The following is a 16,151-nucleotide window of genomic DNA, read 5'->3' as shown; positions in this document are numbered from 1 at the left end:
TAAGTTTACTTTTAGGGGCTGTTAAGTTTTCACAATGTCATCTAGCGCATCGGCTAAGGTTGAATACGTTACGCACTGAACACCATCGGGCTTAAAGCCTGCTTTTGCCAGGGTTTTCAGCGGCTGAAATTGAAAGTCAGCCAACAAGACTCGGGTGTTATCGTGCTTACATTTGGCAATGTATTTGTATAACGCCGCAACACCGCCAGAGTCTAAAATAGACACCCCATCGAAATACAATACCACGCCATCCTGTTCGGCACTTAAATGAACCAACTCACCAAAGACGCCATCAGCGGCAGCAAAAAATAATGGCCCGTTAATTTTAAACACTTTCCAGCGTGGTGGCAGGTCAACATGGATGTGTTTTTTCTGCTCGCTAATGTCTTGCACTTTGGTCATGTCGGCTACTTGCTTCATAAATAACAACGAAGCCAAAATAATCCCGGCGCTGATCGCTATCACCATGTCGAAAAATATGGTCAGTAATAAACACACCATCAACACCAGTACTTCACTGGCAGGAGCCTTTTTAATTAAATGAATAATCTTGGGCGCTTCGCTCATGTTCCACGCCACCATGATGAGTAATGCCGACATGCCCGCCATTGGGATGTACGCCAAAATAGTACTCAAGGACAACAACGACACCAATACCACCAACGCGTGTATCATGGCGGCTACTGGGCTTACCGCGCCCGATTTAAAATTGGCTGCAGAACGAGCAATTGCCGCAGTCGCGGTAATCCCGCCAAAAAATGGCGTAATAATATTGCCAATACCCTGGCCCAATAATTCACTATTGGCACTGTGCTTTTTGCCTGACATACCGTCTAGCACTACCGCGCACAGTAACGACTCAATTGCGCCCAACATGGCAATGGCAAATGCCGCTGACAATAAATCGCTGACTAATTGCCAACTAAACGCCAATGGCGCTTCGCCGACTTGCGATCGCAACCAGGGCCATTCAAAGTCAGGTAACATCGATGGGATCCCTGCGCCAATAGAGCCGTCGGCTAAGGTAAAACTGAAGGTTGAGCCAATCGTCGCGACATGAAACCCTAACAGATTTAACATCAAAGCCACGATGCTGCCTACCACTACTGCGGGTAAATGCGCAGGCACCGCTATCTTAAGCTTTGGCCACAAAATAAACACCACTAAGGTGCTTAAACCTACCAGCAACGTCGGCCCAGAAAAACCCGGTATTTCTTGGGTTAAGGTGGCCACTTTACCCACAAAGCTTTCAGGCATTTCTGTAATGTTCAATCCCAAAAAGTCTTTTACTTGCAGCACAGCAATAACAACGGCAATCCCGCCAGTAAAACCTAACGTCACTGACTCAGGAATGTATTGAATAAAACGACCCAGGCGAAACAACGCCATGATAATCAGCATCACTCCAGATAAAATGCTCGCAAGTAACAGCCCAGACAGGCCATATTGCTGCACGATAGGATAAAGAATGACAACAAACGCGGCCGTTGGCCCAGATACGCTATAACGCGAGCCCCCGGTTAGCGGAATAATTAATCCGGCAATAATGGCAGTGTATAAGCCGTATTGCGGCGCCACGCCAATAGCAATAGCCAATGCCATTGCCAGGGGAATGGCAATAATACCAACGGTTAACCCTGCTAATAAATCTTTAGAAAATACAGCAATGCTGTAGGGGTTGTCTTTTAAGGACTCTCGGAGCGCATGCCCGATACGAAGAGAAAATAAATGTGTGCGGTATTTCATTGAGGCGATCCCATAACCTAGGCGGTATAAAAGATACCCCTCATTATAGGCCGATTGCGCGCTAGCACAATCAAATTAAGTTACCACCTGATGATAATTTTATTATCATCACATTATAACAAATAATCGTACCAATAAAAAAGCCACGCTAGGTGGCTTTAGTGATTAACTCGGTCATTAGCTCAGTGAAATCAAAATAAGATTAACCCGCAGTAAAATCGATAGACACCTTACGGCCGCGATTAGTTTCAATATTTTGATACTGCCAATCGTATTGTTTAATGAGTCGTGTAGTGAGTTCAAGCCCTAGGCCAAAACCTAAATCTTCACTGCTATTAGCGTACGATTCGCACTGATTAATGATACTGACAGTGTAGCCCTTTTGCACAATGCTCACACTGCCCTTCATGGTATGTTGTAGCGCATTACGGATAAGATTGGTCATAATGATCCGGCATAATGTGCCAGGTAACTGTTGAACAGACTCGTCTGTTTCAATACTAATGTCGATATCTTTTCCTTTGGCTAAATAGGCCAGCTCACTCACTAATTGGCGAATTAGCTGGTCTAAATTTACCTCAATAACGGGTAAACTTTTACCTTCACGCCGATTTAACCACAATAACGTTTCAGTAAGATCGGTCATGGTCAATCCAGCGCGCTCAATCCGCTCAACTACCTGGGCTTGTTTTTCAGTGCTTGCCCCCTTGGCGATTAGCTTTTGCAATAGCTCGGTATTGGTACGAATAACCGCTATGGGCGTGCGTAGTTCATGGCTGGCATAACTCAAAAACTGTTGCTCGCGCGATAAGCTGTCTTGCACTGTACTCAAGCTGGTTTTAATAATTGTCGCTAAGGTATTTAGTTCACTGTAGTGAAAGTCTGGCGTAGGCTTATCAAGTTGTTGAGTATTGAGGCCTTTGGCCCAGTTTTTAAGCCTTTCTACCGGCAGTGTTACCCGACGCACCACCCAAATAAGCACCACTGAAAAAGCAATAATGCCTAATATTGCCGTGAGCAAAATGATTAAAAAATAAGGGGGGCCATCTCGCTTAAAAGCACCTATTTTATTGCGTTCAAATACCGTTGATACAATGCGTGTTTCAGTACCATATTTTACTTTCATCGTAAAATATCCCGCATCAGGCGGAGTAATAAGATTACCGCCAACAATGGTTTTATTAAGCACATTAAATTCTGTTGGTGGCTCAAGCATAATTTGACGCACGTTTTCGGGAATGTCTTGCCAGCGACTCGCTACCGTAAATGATTCAAACTGGTAGGGTTTTCCGTCTGATACATTTTGTTGCTGGCCCTGGGCATACATCGACACTCGCAGAGATGAGTCCATACCTGCAATAAAGTAATGTAAGCTCAGTGCCGACAAGATCAATATGGTACCAATGCCGGTAACCAACATTGCCAACAATACATATAAGCGAATACTCGGGAGTATTTTCATTACAGTTCAGATTCCTTAATTGCAAAACCATAACCGCTAATGGTGTGCAGTAATTTGTGCTCATGCTCGGCATCGATGTGTTTACGCAAATTAAAGATGTGTACCTTTAAGCTGTTGCTGTCGGGTTGATCATCGCCCCACACAGTTTGCATGAGCTTTTCCCGCGACACCGGGTTTGGGCTAGCCCGCATGAGTACGGTTAAAATCTTTAATGCGGTCGGCGACAGCTTTAATTCGCTTTGTGCTCTAAAAGCCTGCTTTTTTTGCACATCAACGGTTAAATCGGCCAGCGTTAAACGCTGCACCTGGCCACTGCGACGGCGGGCCAATACTTTTATCCTGACGATGAGCTCTTCCATGGCAAATGGCTTAACCAAATAGTCATCTGTGCCATTGGCAAAACCAGTGAGCTTGTCGTCTAGGGTGTCACGCGCCGTTAGCATTAATACCGGCACATCAATGCCTTCTGCACGGATAGACTCACACACTTGTAGACCATTCATTTTGGGTAAATTTAAATCCAAAATAATCGCGTCGTAATGGTTTTGCTGAATTAAATGCAGCCCGGCTAACCCATTAGCACTGTGATCGCACAAGATGTCTTCGAGTTCTAAATACTCGATAACCGCTGTAGCGAGGTCGAGATCATCTTCGACCAGTAATAACTGTAATTTATCAGCTGTCATCGAGCAGACTCCTTAAGGTTATGCCGACGCTGTTGCGTCATGATTTGGGCGTAACTTATTCATGATATTGGTAATAAAGTCTTTTGCTTCACATTGAATCAACAACAATGACGGTGTCAAAATCAAGGTGATCACTGTGGCAAACAAAATACCATACCCCAGTGCAGCTGCTGCAGGAATGAGGAACTGCGCTTGTAATGAGGTTTCACCTAATAACGGTGCTAACCCTGCAAACGTGGTCACCGATGTCAGCAATACGGCACGTAAGCGCCCGGTGCATGACTCAACAATGGCATCGTGTACCGACAAGCCTTCTTCTTTAATCAATTCATTAAAGCGCGACACCAATAATAGGCTGTCGTTTACCACCACACCACTGAGCGCCAAAATACCATTTAACGATAAAATACTGATGGTTAAGTCGTTCCACCAATGGCCTAAAATTGCCCCAACTACACCAAACGGAATCGCGGTCATGATGATCACCGGCTGCACATATGACTTAAGCGGAATGGCTAATAAGGCATAAATGGCAATCAACGCCAGCACAAACATCGACTCAATTGAGCTTGTGGTTTCGGCCTGTTGCTCAGCTTCTCCGGCAAAATTAAAGCTCACGCCAGGATATTGTACTTCTAGCTGCGGCACTAATGACTGTTGTAATTGGCTCACTAATTCATTTGAAGCAATCTTGTCTTTGTCTAACACCGCACTAATATACACCGCGCGTTGACTGTCGATACGGGTGATATTTGATGGCTGATAGTCATTAAAAATATCAGCCACATGGCTTAATGGCACTATGGTGCCGTCGCTGGTGCGAACGTTAGCAAGTTTGACATCACCAATGGTTTGGCGGTCTTCATCTGGGTAACGTACACGCACTTTTACTTCATCTTTACCGCGTTGAAAACGCTGTACCACGCCGCCGCCAAATGACTGCAAGACTTGTGCAGACAAGGTTTCAGTATCAAACCCGAGTGCGCGGCCTTGAGCGGTGAGCTCAAAGCGATATTGTGGTTCACCTAAATCCAGGTTGTTATCGATACCACTGACGCCGTCCATGGTTTCGATAGCCGCTTTTAACGCTTGGCCTGCGGCAAACACAGACTCGGTATCGCTAGCTTTAATCTCTACTTTAAAATTGTCGAGCATTTCTTTTTTAGCTAACACTTTTAGCTTTTTGACCCCTTCCATTTGGCCAACCGCTTCGGTCCATTTTACGGTAAATTCTTTTAGGCTATAAGGCGCACCTGACGCTAACTCAACCTGTACTTGGCCTGAGTCACTGCTGCTGGCCAGTACATGTAAACTCTCAAGGTTAGTGGCAGAGTCATCATCACTATATTGGGCAGAAAGCTGAGCATCTACGCGTTTAGCTGCCGCCTCTAAGGTGGTTAAGTTTTTATAGGTTTGACCAAAACTGGCATCGTTTTGCATCGAAAAGTCAGCCACTGCGGTGTCGCCAGTAATATCAGGGAAAAACGCTACCCTGACGCTGCCAGTGATTGGCATGCCAGCCACCAAAATAAACACCGCAATAAACAGCATGACTACGGCGTAACGAAAACGCAGAGCAAACTCAATTAATGGCTCGTAAATCACTCGGCTAGACCACTTTAAACCGCTGTCGGCAGCATGTTGAATATGGTTAAACCATGATTTTTTAGCAGGCTTCTTAGTATCAACATGAGCAAGATGCGACGGTAAAATAAACTTAGATTCTACCAGCGACAACATTAAACAAATTGCCACAACCGTACCAAACTGAGCATAAATTTGCCCTAAGCGCCCTTCCACATTGGCTAACGCCACAAACGCGACCACTGTGGTTAACACGCCAAAAATAGTCGGTGTGGCCACTTTAAGCGTGCCTTTAATGGTGTTATCGATATTGTCGCCGTATTTTTGTCTGGTGCTGTAAACGCTCTCACCGACGACAACTGCGTCATCCACAACAATACCCAGCGCCATAATAAAGCCAAAAGTGGTCATCTCATTCAGGGTTAAGCCGGCAAAATTGTTGGTCATGAAAAACAAGGTGCCAAAGAACACAAACGGCAAACCTGCTGCCACCCAAAACGCCACGCGAAGGTTTAAAAATAACGCCAAAATAATAAACACTAACGCAATACCGCTTAGGGCATTTTTAACCAATAAGCTTAAACGCTCAGTAATCATGGTACTTTTGTCATACCAGGAGGCAATACTGACATTTTCAGGTAATGCACTCGAGTTACGCCATTTTTCAACCACTTGCTTGGCTTGCTCAACAATATCAACGATGTCGCCGCTTTCATCCATCACAATCTGAATCGCGCTTGAGCTGACATTGTTATATCGCGACAATACAAAGGTGTCGTCGGCAAAATCGTCTTTCACTGTGGCGATATCGCCTAAAGTAATTAACGACCCCTGGCTATTAGTAATGATGGGCAGTGCCATAAAGTCTTGTTGTTGATACGCCTGATCTGACACTTTTAAGCGCACGGTTTTATCGTCGTTGTACAGGCTGGTCGAAATTGACGTCGCAGATTCAGCATTTACCGCATTTGAAACAGACTCTAAGGTTAATCCATAGGCTTGCAGCTTAGCTTCATCAACTTCAATCGAAATCATTGGCTCGGCTTTGGCTTTAATCTCAAGGTCGTGAATCGCATCCTGGCTTAATAGATCTGATTTTAATTGCTCGGCTAATGCCTGCAATGTGGCCCGGTCGGTATCACCATAAATCTCAATCCAGAGCGCGTGATCTTGCATGCGCATCTTATCAATCACCGGATTTTCAGCTTCGCTAGGAAAGTTATAAATGGCATCGACATTGGTTTTAATGTCGGTTAGCAAAGTATCTAAATCATACGAGCTGGTTTTCTCAATAATCACACTACTGCCATTGGCATTAGAGGTTGAGGTAATACGTTTAATCCCTGGTACGGTTTCTAAGGCATCTTCAATTTTGATTGCTATGCCTTCTTCGGCAAGCACAGGATCGCCACTGTCGTAGGTAACAGACACGGTAACGCGGTCTGGCTCTAAACTCGGAAAAGCCTCTTTGCGTAAGCTATTTAATGAGAATAAACCGACAACAATCATGCCAATCAATAACAAGTTAGCGGCAACTGAGTTTCTGGCAAACCAGGCTATTGCCCCAGTGTGAGTCGATTGAGGATTAGACATGACTATACCTCTTCCTTAGCAAGCACTTTGGTGCCGACTTTAAAGTTACTCAATGGGCGTTTTACAATTTGCATTTTGGCTGGCATATCTTGTTTATCTGTCATCGGCGTCACATACACAAAGCCGCCTTTTTCAAACGCAATATTGGCTGCTGACTTAGCTAATAGGCCATTATCGTCAACAAACCAAATGTCACCTTGCTGCGAAATAGCCGATGAAGGTAATTGCCATAAGTTAGTTAACGATTTGCCTTGAATGTTAGTTTTAACAAAGGTACCTGGGTACAAATCAGTTTGTTGCGCTAGTGGATCGTCAACCACCACAATCAATGAGCGTTGACGGCTTGTTTCAGTTAAATGTTGTTCTACGCGCTCAATATAGCCTTGCCATTGATATTGGCCATCGGTGCTTTGCAAAGTGACATTCCACGGTGTTTTAGCTAACTGGGCGTTATCAAATGCGGGTAAGTTTTTCCATTGCATTTCAGACAAAGGTACGTTGATTTCAACTTCTGCCACACTGTACAAGGTGCCAAGTTCAGTGCCGGTTTGCACGTAGCTTCCTGGCTGAATATTACGGCTAATAATCAATGCATCAAATGGCGCTGTGATTTGGGTGTAGGCCAAATCTTGTTGGGCTTTTTTAAGCGCAAGCTTGGCATTATCTAATGCCGCTTTAGCCTGGGCTAATTGTGGCGTGCGCAATACCAGCGGTGATGCTGGCTCGCCAGACAAACCAGAACGTAACCACTCCGCTTTGGCTTGTTCGCCTTCGCGTTGTTCTTCTAATAAATCAAGTTCTGCTTGGGCGACGTCAGATTGCGCTTGAGTGACCGCTTGTTGATAACTGGTGTCATTGATTTGACCTAATACCGTGCCTTTTTTGATCACCTGGCCTGATTCAAATTGACGATTTAGCTCAATCACCTTTCCGCTGACTTCAGCGCTTAAGGTGAGCTCAAAGCGCGGTTTTGCTTCACCAAAACCAATCACTTCAGCCTGGTATTCTTGACCATTAACGGCGACGACACCGACTTGAGGCAATAAGGTTACTGGCGCACTTTTTTCAAGTGGCTTGGCCGGAGCTTCAGCAGCGGGAGCTTTTTGATTAGGCGCCGGCGGCAATTTAGAGGCGGTATAACCTAATGCTGCAAATATGCTGCCCACAGACAATACAGTGATGATGACGTTCATACGGTTAAATTTCATGCGGATACCCCTAGACCTAATGCCAGGCCTAAATCAATACGATTAACAAGACGGTTATAAATGGTGGTGGCAAGCTGCGCTTCAATATCATAGGTTTGCTGCTGCACTGTGAGTAGGTCAAAAATATCAACCAAACCCTGGCGATACTTTTCTTCGTAACTCACAAAACTACGCTCAGCACTCATTTGTGCCTCGGTTAAATATTGTTGTTGTTTAGCCAGTGAATACTCTTGGCCAACGCTGTTTTCAACTTCGTTGACTGCGGTTAATAGGGTGTCCTGGTAAATCCAGTAACTTTGCTCAGTGGTTAAGCGCGCCAATTCGGCTTGCGACTTTAATAAACCACCTTGAAATAACGGCGCAGATAACTGCCCAAGCACACTCCACAGTGGCCCCGTAAGTAGCGCGTCACTTGGTGATTCTGCCATGTCGGTTAAACTGGCAGATAAACTGATAGACGGTAACATCGCTTTATACGCGGCATCGGTACGTAATGATTCGGCCTCGATATTATAAAATGCGGTTTTAATGTCGGGACGGCGGCCAAGGTTTTGCTCACCCAGTACACTTATTGGGTTAATTACTGCTGGAAATTGCGCGGCGATATCGGCGGCTAACTCTTCACCGGTCCATTGGCCGGTTAATAGGGTTAAGTCACGTTTACTTTGGGCAAGCTGCTCTTGGTAACTCGCCAGTGTGGCACGAGTGCTCGCCGCGCTGGTATTGGCGTTATCAAGGTCTTCTAAACTGCCTAAACCCACACGATAGCGCGCCATAATCAGTGCCTGGTTGTTTTCAAGTACTGCTAAACGCTGGGTTTCAATCGCCACTAATTGTTGTTGTAAACTGATGTCTAACCAACTGCGCATCACATTGGCAGCCACTAAATCTTTGGCACTTTGTAAACTGGCTTGCGAGCTTGCAATATCTTTTAGGGCAGCATTACTGCTGTCGGCAATTTTTTGCCATAAATCTAATTCCCAGCTGACTGTGATGTCGGTGGTGTAGCTGTCGTCACTGTCTTCTGTTGCTGATCCACTAAAGCCCGCATCAACCGATGGCAAACGACTTGCAGAGGTAATACCGTGCTGGGCATATGCCATATTTAACGCCACAACGCTTTGTTGCAAACTCGGATTGTTTTCAAGTGCACTAGTAATAAACTGCTGTAACTCAGGCACGTTAACAAGGTCGGTCAATGTCGCCACGGCAACGCTTGAAGATGCAGCTGTATCACTTTGCTTTGATTCAGCCAATAGCTGCGCCAATAAGCGCTCACTAAGGTCAGCCTCAGTTTGGCTCGCTTGGTCGCTATAATTGGCATATTCAACGCTACTGCACCCCAAAAGGGTCGACACCATCAGTGCGAGCATTGCATTACGTAAAGCCGGTTTTACCATCATGATTTGCGCCTCAAAACGTGTGTATTACACCATAATGGCACTAGCATAACGAAAGGCTGGTTAAGGAGGGGTTAAGATGAGAAACCGCGTAAAATAAAGATTTACGGCTAAACGGCAATCGCGATGAAAAAACAAGCCTGTCATGTGCATGCCAGCGATAAACCCGAGTCGAACCATGGCAATTGACAAAACAACAAATTAACACTCGCGCAGGTAAACTTATCCTGATGATATTTATTATATTGGATTTTTAACCTATTCTATTAAAACAGATTATCAATGCCCTCAACCATTAGGTTAATTAGATGGTTGTTCCCAAGGAAGACGTCGTATGGCGATAGCGCAAAATCAAACTATTACTAGCAGTATGGGGCGTTGGATGCTTTACGCCATGGCTGCACTGTTGATATTTGTGGGTGTCTGCTTTCTGTGGATTTCGAGCCATTTAATCAATTCACGCTTCGATAATTTTGACGCTAAATTTTACGAGCAACAACTGATGCGGGTTAACGGTGTATTTGAACAAAACAACCAGGCATTTGAATCAAGCTTAATTGATTACGCCCACTGGAATGACACCGAACAATTTGTACTCGGTAATAACCCGACTTATATCGAAGATAACTATACTTCTGAAGCACTGGATAATATCCAAGTCAATGGCTTTATCATTACTCATTTAGATGGCAGCGTAGTGTCTGCGCCATTAGTGACACAAGCAGAAAACTTAGTGCCAATGCCTGAAATTTTATGGGCAATACTGCAACCTGTTATACCGTCGCTTATGTCACCCACACAAACAACAGTAACCAGCAAAATCATTTGGCACAATAACGTCGGAATTATGATATCTGGCGTTGCGATTACCAACACGTTCAAAAATACTCCATCAAGCGGTTATTTATTTTTTATCCGAATTCTTAATGAGTCGTTTTTGAATGGTTTGCGAGAGTTAACCCTTGTGCCTTTTAAGTTAATCAAAAGTTCATCAAGCCCGCAGTCGATATCTTCAGTCGTACGGCAAAATAATGATGGAGATAATCAATGGTTAGCGGCTAAATCGTTAATCGGCTTAGCGGCAAAAACACAAGTACAAGGTGGTACACACCTTCAGGCTGAACGAGATCTCACCTTTAATTTATTATTATTTAGTGTGCTGGGTTTAACACTGATTTCACTTAGTGGTAATTATTGGATTGTACATTTTAAGGTATTAAACCGACTGCGTATATTTTCAAGACTTGCTGACCAATATAGACAAGAGTCGCATTCAACCATTCGCTGGCCGATAAAAGGCCATGATGAATTAGATAACCTCGCACAATCTCTTAATGAATTTATTGCAGAGGTAGAAGTACGACATGAAGATTTACATCACCTTGCTCACCATGACCCACTAACCGGTATTGGCAATCGACGTCTATTACAGGCAAAGCTAGACATTTACATGCATCAACATGAGCTCACGCCCCATTTTTCTAGTACGTTGCTGTTACTCGATCTTGATGGCTTTAAACTGCTTAATGATGGTTTAGGGCACTCTGCTGGAGATCATATTCTTAAGTTAATAGCCCAAAGAATGACTTCTCAAGTACGAATAGATGACACTGTAGTGCGTTTAGGCGGTGATGAATTTGCTATTTTATTAGAAGGTACCGATCCCGATGGTGCTCACCTATTTGCGGAACACTTACTCAAACATATTGCAGAACCTTTTGAGTATGAGGGTCATAAACTAAACCTACAGGCATCAATCGGACTCGCTCCGCTCAAATATGCGCTATCTAAAGAAGATGTTATTCGCAATGCAGATCTCGCCATGTATGAAGCGAAACGCAGAGGAAAAAACCAAGCTGTCGTCTTTAAAATTAACTTCCTTGATATCGTCTCTCGCCGTATGCAGCTTGAACAAGCATTGCGAGAAGCATTAAATGAACAAGAGTTAGACATTTGGTATCAGCCTATCATTGATGCAAGGAACGGCGGTATTATCGGCCTAGAAGCGTTATCTCGTTGGAAATTATGCAGCGAATTTATCCCGCCCGATGAATTTATTAGTATTGCAGAAACATCAGGGATGATTACAAAACTAGGACAGCAAGTATTTGACAAGGTTGGCGCAGCGCTGCAAGAGCTGCGTATTGATTACCCGGAACTACAATGTAATGTCAATTTGTCACTGAGGCAGTTTAGGGATTCAGATCTGACACAAGATATTATTGACTGTATTGATAAATATCACTTACCACCTTCGGCACTGCACTTAGAACTTACCGAGAGTTTAATTGCTGATTCCGAAACCGAGATTTTGCCCACCATGCAACGTTTGGTTGAACACGGATTTAAATTTCATTTAGATGACTTTGGCACGGGCTACTCCTCGCTTGAACGCCTCAAAAACTTACCCTTTGATACCTTAAAAATTGATCGCAGTTTTGTTGTACCCCTAGGACAGGATGATCATGTCATGGTCAAAAATATTATTAATATTGGCAATGAGTTAGGCATGAACTTAATTGCTGAAGGTGTAGAAACAGAAATCGAAGTCCATAAGCTACTGCAACTCGGTTGCCATCAAATTCAAGGTTATTACTTTGCTCGACCTATGCCTCTAGATACCTTAAAAGCCTGGCTCGCAGACAACAACTTACCGCAGCTATCTGCACAAAAATCGACTCAACATGATTAATGCCAGCCACAAAAGTGTTAATGCCCTTTTAAACGCCGGCTCAGGGCACTTTGGCTGATCCCCAATATTTGCGCTGCAGCAGTTTGATTATTGGCGGTGCGGCTCATGGCTTCATCGACTAATGCCTGATTCATTTGGGCAATGGTTGGCAGTTGTTTGGGGAAAATAATGCCGTCTTGTGGAACATCATTCATCGATTTATGTTCATTAATCGCTTCCATAAAAGGGCTAATATTGAGGGTAATACCGTCGCTTCGGCTCACGGCATCAAACACCATGCCTTTGAGTTCGTGCAGGTTGCCTGGAAACTCATAACTGGCCAACTGTATGGCTAAATCTGCAGGTTGTAGTGGTGCGGGTAAATTCATTTCTGTCGCCGCTAAGGCAATAAAATGATTAATCAACATTGAGATATCTAAGCGCCGTTCAACTAATGGCGGTAATGTAATTTTATGGGCGCGCAAACGATATAAGAGATCGCTTCTAAACTTACCCGCTTGGTGAAGTTTACGTAAATCATCCTGAGTGGATACCACAAATTTACATTTTACTGGGTAAGCCGTGTCACTGCCTAAAGGAGAGTATTGTTTGCTTTCTAACAAGGTCAGTAGCTTAACCTGTGCATCGAGTGGCAATGCACCAATCTCATTAAGATAAAGCACGCCACTGCCTACCTGGTGCAGTAACCCCGCAACAGCTTCTAGCTCGCCATTGTTATGATGATAAAGTTTGCCACACATTTTTTGCTCAAAGTATTCACTGCTTATGCCTGCAAGGTTAATACTCAGTAACGGTTCATTTGGGCTATAAAGTGCATGACACGATTTGGCAAATTCGCTTTTACCTGTTCCGCTAGCACCATAAATTAATAATGGTTCTGGGCTGCCTGACACCGCCTCAAGGTAGCGAAACTGATCTAATAACTGTGGTTCACAGGTCAAAATATTATTAAATGCTTGTGGGTTTTCTAGCGTACGGCTTAAAAACTTCTCTTTTATCTTAATATAGTTACGCTCAAGCCCAACCACTTCAAGCGCACGGCGTACGGTGCGCGCAAGATCGTCAACATCATCGGTTTTGATAAAATAGTCATAAGCACCATTTTTAATGCAGCGTACGGCAGTGTCGACTTCATTCACACCGGTAACAATTATGACCCGAGTATTGGGGAAGTGACTGCGAACCATGGCTAAAATGTCTTCGCCAGAGTGAAATGGCATCGTTAAATCTACCAACACTAGGGCGTAGTCGCCCACTTGTAAGCGATTTTGTACCTGGCGGCTGTCAATGCATGTGTCGATTTCAGCCTCTGGAACTAGTCGATTTAAGGTTACCGCTAAGGTGCGTAACCAGGCGGCTTCATCGTCGATTAACAAGATATTTCGGGCTAGTTTCATTGCTTACTCTTTTGCTAAGGCAAAGGTTAAGCGAATGCGGGTCCCTTTACCCACACTCGACAACATTTGCATTTCACCTTGATGTTCTTTAATAATTTTACTGCACACCGACAGCCCCAACCCGCTGCCACCTTCATGGCGCCTGGTGGTAAAAAAGGGTTCGGTAATCCGTTTTAAGGTCGCACTATTCATGCCGCAGCCATTATCGATAATGCTAAGCATGGCAGTGGCGCCGTCGATGCTGGTTTCTATTTCAATAATGCCTTGTTGCTCTGTGCAAGCATTACATGCGTTTTGAATAAGATTAATCACCACCTGCTGTAACTGCTGAGCATCACCCGTAATACAGGGTTGTTGCTCACTAAGATGAGTAATAACTTGATGAAATTTGGTTTGATTTGCCGTTAAACGCAGCGCTACTTGCACTACATCATTAAGACACACCTGCGTATATTCATCGGCAATATGCGGCATAGCATAGCGCTTTAAATCATTCACAATTCGGCTAATACGCTTAGCACCGTCTTCAATAGCACCACAACTGTATTGCAACTCTTTGATGGCAATATCGGGCTGTAATCCGGCCACAAGCCAAAAAGGGTTTTGTTTTTGATAATGGCTAGCCGCAGGCGCTAAGTCTTTCATTGCCGCACTAAATAACGACACGGCATGGACGATTAATCCGGTGGGGTTATTGATTTCATGGGCAATCCCCGCAGATAACTCACCAAGTGACGCTAAGCGACTGGCTTCTTCGTTTGCTTGACGTAACCTGTGTTGCTCGGTTGACTCTTCAAGCAAAATAACCACCTGATCCTGGGCAATGGGGTGAATTTGTAATTGCCAAAATTGTTGTTGGTAGCGCATATCTGCAATAAGTGATTTTTGACTGGATAACACATTAAGCACTGCGGTTCTAAGCACAAAAGCATCATTGTCTATGTAATAAAACCCATCTGAATCTAACAAATGAATATTGTTATCGTTACTCCATAAATGCTGTAAGTCTTGATTAACAATGGTCACCCCATTGGGAATGCCATCGAGCACAGATTGAAACTGTTGTGACAGTTCGGATATCTCGGCTTCAATCAGTTTACGTTGCATCAATTGGGCATTTAACGCTTTCGCGTGACGGCGTAAGCTCGCACTAATAAATCCGGTATAGACCAACCCTGCGGCAGAAATAATAGCCACCACAATCGCCAGTGCGAATAGGCGCTTTTCGGTAAAGGTTAAATCGACTTTTTCGCGGCCGGTACCAAACCATTTATTGACCAGTAAATCATATTCACCCGACAGTTTTAATTGCCTTAATGCATCGTTAATTTGCTTCATCTGCTTGGCTTTAGTGGCATTGGCGACAAAATTGAACGCGCCGTAAATTAATGGATCACTAGAGCTGCGCACCGACGGATACAAGGGCTGTAAACGTCTAGCCACAAAGCTTTCGGCAATTACCACGTCGACCTGATTTTTAATCAGTAATTGAAAGCCGGTTTCATATAGATCAACATCAACCCGATCAAATTTTTGCAGTTTGTCAGACAAAAATACATCAACAAAAGCGCCTTTTTTAATGGCGACACGCTTACCTGCTAAGTCTGCCCAGTTATTGATTAGCGCTTTACCTTGTAAGGTGTAAGCTTTGGCATGAGTGGCATAAATAGGGTCTGATTGCGCTAACTGACGGTCCATATTTATCGGGCTCACCACCGCAATCACATCAATGTCGCTGTTGGGGTTTTGCACATCGTTTAGCAGTTGCTGAAAACTTTTGCGCCGAACAATAATTCGCGTACTGGTTAGCTGACCAATTCGGTTCATCAACTCAACATTAAAGCCTTGATCGACGCCATTATTGCGCCACTCTAACGGCGCTGTATTTGAGTGCACGCCAAAAACAATGCTGTCTTGCGCCAGCACTGGCAGAGTAATACAAATAAGGCACAGCAATATCAATCTCATGCGTTCATATTATCGATTTACCCTAAATGAAACTGTGCAGCATTCCGCATATGAGTAAATCATTATGTAATAAACGCGCTTAGTCTAAATTCATCCGCATTCCACTCAATGTGATCTCGCTCAACATCCGCTATGCAAAATTGCATATACCTCTTTGTAGCTATGCATCTTTGCATAGTGAGTTTTAGAGCTTGTGATTAAGCAGTCATTTATCTGTACATAATCACCTATCTCATTGCTGGTTTCACGATCATGGATAAAACTGAGTATGAGCAAATAAATAATCAGGTCGGAATAATCAATTCGACCCACATTTAGCCGTATTTGTAACGTGGAGTGATGATCACTTCTGCATTGATAAAACAAAAATAAGACTTCTATCATTAATTGGCTTATCACCGTTAAGGCATAGAAG

The 16,151-nt window shown here is 44.0% G+C and carries 9 protein-coding genes; 1 reads left to right on the top strand and 8 read right to left on the bottom strand.

The genetic code is table 11. From position 1 onward, the window contains the following. Positions 1 to 21: 21 nt before the first annotated feature. The 6 genes from dauA to GQA99_RS09400 form a co-directional block, all read right to left on the bottom strand. Positions 22 to 1,746, bottom strand: coding sequence for a C4-dicarboxylic acid transporter DauA (gene dauA / locus GQA99_RS09425; RefSeq protein ID WP_160053637.1), 1,725 nt, complete (start codon positions 1,744 to 1,746; stop codon positions 22 to 24). A 202-nt stretch (positions 1,747 to 1,948) separates the two neighbouring features. After that, a complete protein-coding gene (locus tag GQA99_RS09420; RefSeq protein WP_160053636.1) occupies positions 1,949 to 3,208 on the bottom strand; it encodes a sensor histidine kinase in 1,260 nt (419 codons plus the stop codon). Further along, entirely contained in the window at positions 3,208 to 3,894 is a 687-nt protein-coding gene (locus GQA99_RS09415) for a response regulator transcription factor (RefSeq protein ID WP_160053635.1), read from the bottom strand. Before GQA99_RS09415 ends, GQA99_RS09420 begins: the two co-directional genes overlap by 1 nt. An 18-nt stretch (positions 3,895 to 3,912) precedes the next feature. Then, a complete protein-coding gene (locus GQA99_RS09410; protein ID WP_160053634.1) occupies positions 3,913 to 7,071 on the bottom strand; it encodes an efflux RND transporter permease subunit in 3,159 nt (1,052 codons plus the stop codon). Between the two features lie 2 nt (positions 7,072 to 7,073). Continuing rightward, positions 7,074 to 8,279, bottom strand: a complete 1,206-nt coding sequence (locus GQA99_RS09405) for an efflux RND transporter periplasmic adaptor subunit (RefSeq protein WP_160053633.1) — start codon at positions 8,277 to 8,279, stop codon at positions 7,074 to 7,076. Next, positions 8,276 to 9,682, bottom strand: coding sequence for a TolC family protein (locus GQA99_RS09400; RefSeq protein ID WP_160053632.1), 1,407 nt, complete (start codon positions 9,680 to 9,682; stop codon positions 8,276 to 8,278). Before GQA99_RS09400 ends, GQA99_RS09405 begins: the two co-directional genes overlap by 4 nt. A 331-nt stretch (positions 9,683 to 10,013) precedes the next feature. On the opposite strand from GQA99_RS09400, the gene GQA99_RS09395 reads away from it, so the two are divergent. Further along, positions 10,014 to 12,371, top strand: a complete 2,358-nt coding sequence (locus GQA99_RS09395) for a bifunctional diguanylate cyclase/phosphodiesterase (protein WP_160053631.1) — start codon at positions 10,014 to 10,016, stop codon at positions 12,369 to 12,371. A 17-nt stretch (positions 12,372 to 12,388) separates the two neighbouring features. On the opposite strand, the gene GQA99_RS09390 is transcribed toward GQA99_RS09395, so the two are convergent. Both GQA99_RS09390 and GQA99_RS09385 read right to left on the bottom strand, forming a co-directional pair. Next, positions 12,389 to 13,768, bottom strand: coding sequence for a sigma-54-dependent transcriptional regulator (locus GQA99_RS09390; RefSeq protein WP_160053630.1), 1,380 nt, complete (start codon positions 13,766 to 13,768; stop codon positions 12,389 to 12,391). 3 nt (positions 13,769 to 13,771) lie between these two features. Next, a complete protein-coding gene (locus tag GQA99_RS09385) occupies positions 13,772 to 15,736 on the bottom strand; it encodes an ATP-binding protein (RefSeq protein WP_160053629.1) in 1,965 nt (654 codons plus the stop codon). Positions 15,737 to 16,151: the final 415 nt, after the last annotated feature.

The organism is Shewanella litoralis (genome assembly GCF_009828585.1).
Classification (GTDB): domain Bacteria; phylum Pseudomonadota; class Gammaproteobacteria; order Enterobacterales; family Shewanellaceae; genus Shewanella; species Shewanella litoralis.
Note: the sequence above shows the minus strand (reverse complement) of the source record. Positions and strands in the feature narration are given on the sequence as shown.

What these genes read in the sequence shown, in the direction of transcription:
- dauA (WP_160053637.1), bottom strand. Translation starts at nt 1,746, where the DNA reads ATGAAATACCGCACACATTTATTTTCTCTTCGTATCGGGCATGCGCTC.
- GQA99_RS09420 (WP_160053636.1), bottom strand. Translation starts at nt 3,208, where the DNA reads ATGAAAATACTCCCGAGTATTCGCTTATATGTATTGTTGGCAATGTTG.
- GQA99_RS09415 (WP_160053635.1), bottom strand. Translation starts at nt 3,894, where the DNA reads ATGACAGCTGATAAATTACAGTTATTACTGGTCGAAGATGATCTCGAC.
- GQA99_RS09410 (WP_160053634.1), bottom strand. Translation starts at nt 7,071, where the DNA reads ATGTCTAATCCTCAATCGACTCACACTGGGGCAATAGCCTGGTTTGCC.
- GQA99_RS09405 (WP_160053633.1), bottom strand. Translation starts at nt 8,279, where the DNA reads ATGAAATTTAACCGTATGAACGTCATCATCACTGTATTGTCTGTGGGC.
- GQA99_RS09400 (WP_160053632.1), bottom strand. Translation starts at nt 9,682, where the DNA reads ATGATGGTAAAACCGGCTTTACGTAATGCAATGCTCGCACTGATGGTG.
- GQA99_RS09395 (WP_160053631.1), top strand. Translation starts at nt 10,014, where the DNA reads ATGGCGATAGCGCAAAATCAAACTATTACTAGCAGTATGGGGCGTTGG.
- GQA99_RS09390 (WP_160053630.1), bottom strand. Translation starts at nt 13,768, where the DNA reads ATGAAACTAGCCCGAAATATCTTGTTAATCGACGATGAAGCCGCCTGG.
- GQA99_RS09385 (WP_160053629.1), bottom strand. Translation starts at nt 15,736, where the DNA reads ATGAGATTGATATTGCTGTGCCTTATTTGTATTACTCTGCCAGTGCTG.